This window comes from Falsiroseomonas oryziterrae (assembly GCF_021864505.1).
Taxonomy (GTDB): Bacteria; Pseudomonadota; Alphaproteobacteria; order Acetobacterales; family Acetobacteraceae; genus Falsiroseomonas; species Falsiroseomonas oryziterrae.
The window spans coordinates 1-1,211 of record NZ_JAKJIB010000582.1 but is presented as its reverse complement, the minus strand read 5'-3'; the positions used below and the strand labels follow the sequence as shown (position 1 = coordinate 1,211).

Annotated in this window: 3 protein-coding genes; 1 reads left to right on the top strand and 2 read right to left on the bottom strand. The window is 70.8% G+C overall.

The genetic code is table 11. From position 1 onward, the window contains the following. Positions 1-443: MucR family transcriptional regulator (locus L2I40_RS23360; RefSeq protein ID WP_237217746.1), on the bottom strand; the 443-nt coding region annotated here is incomplete at its 3' end. A gap of 149 nt (positions 444-592) precedes the next feature. Between L2I40_RS23360 and L2I40_RS23355 the strand changes: the two genes are divergently transcribed. Then, a complete protein-coding gene (locus tag L2I40_RS23355; protein ID WP_237217745.1) occupies positions 593-856 on the top strand; it encodes a sulfurtransferase TusA family protein in 264 nt (87 codons plus the stop codon). Here the strand turns inward: L2I40_RS23355 and L2I40_RS23350 are convergent. Then, positions 843-1,211 (bottom strand): GNAT family N-acetyltransferase (locus L2I40_RS23350; RefSeq protein ID WP_237217744.1); only part of this gene is annotated, 369 nt, incomplete at its 5' end. The genes L2I40_RS23355 and L2I40_RS23350 overlap by 14 nt on opposite strands.

The window sequence follows — 1,211 nt, the reverse complement described above, 5'->3', positions numbered from 1 at the left end:
TCTCGCGCCGACGCGCCGCGCCCGCGTCCCGGCGGGCGGCCGCGCGGCTTGGTGCCGAGCCCGATCTTCTTGGCCAGGTTCGACCGGTGCTTGGTGTAGTTCGGCGCCACCATCGGATAGTCGGCGCCCAGCCCCCATTTCTCGCGGTACTGGTCGGGCGTCAGGTTGAACGCCGTCTTGAGGTGGCGCTTCAGCATCTTCAGCTTCTTGCCGTCCTCGAGGCAGATCAGGTACTCGGGCGTGATCGACTTCTTGATCGGCACGGCGGGCTGCGGCTTTTCCGCCGGCGCCGCCTGCGGCTGGCCGAGGTTGCGCAGCGTCCGGTGGACCTCCTGGATCAGGTTCGGCAGATCCGTGATGGAGACCGGGTTGTTCGAGACATGGGCCGAGACGATTTCCGCCGTCAGGCCGAGCAGGTCCTGGTTTGCCGCGTTCTCGGCCATGATGATCTGTTCCTGTCTTTCCTCGTGTCCTTCGCAGTTGCGACGGACATCTGACCGCGCCGCGACCGGGCATGCCCGGCCGTGACGCCACCGAAGTTATACTGTGATGCGCCGCGAGCCGGCAAGGACCGTTACCGAAAGTCAAGGCGATGACATCCACCCAGACCTTGCCGACCGACGGCGATACTGCCGCCGCGACCCTCGACATCACCGCCGAGACTTGCCCGATGACCTTCGTGCGGGTCCGCCTGGCGCTCGATCGCCTGCCCTCCGGCGCCGTGCTGGAGGTGCTGCTGAAGGGCGAGGAACCCCGCCGCAACGTCCCGCGCACCGCGACCGAGCAGGGCCATGCCGTGCTGTCGGAGGAGGCCGCGCCGAACGGCGCGACCCGGCTGCGCATCAGGAAGGGCTGAGCGTCCGCCGCAGCACGACCGCGTCCGACCCGTCCGGATAGTAGCGCCGGCGCCGCCCGACCCCGGAAAAACCCGCTGCGGCGTAAAGGGCGCGCGCGGCCGCGTTCCCCTCCGACACCTCGAGGAACATCGCCGCCGCTCCGCGCGCCGCCGCCGCCGCCATCGCCCCGGCCAGCAGCGCCCCGCCCACGCCCTGCCGGCGCGCCTCCGGCAGCACGGCGAGCGTCAGGATCTCCGCCTCGTCCGCCGCCACGCGCGCCAGCACGAAGCCGTCCCGTGCCACCAGCCCGAAGGCACCCGGCATCTCCAGCATCAGGCGGATCGCATCCGCCCCCCAGCGCTCGCCGGCCGGGAA

Excerpts from the sequence above, each read along its gene's own strand:
- L2I40_RS23355 (WP_237217745.1), top strand. The coding sequence starts at position 593 with ATGACATCCACCCAGACCTTGCCGACCGACGGCGATACTGCCGCCGCG.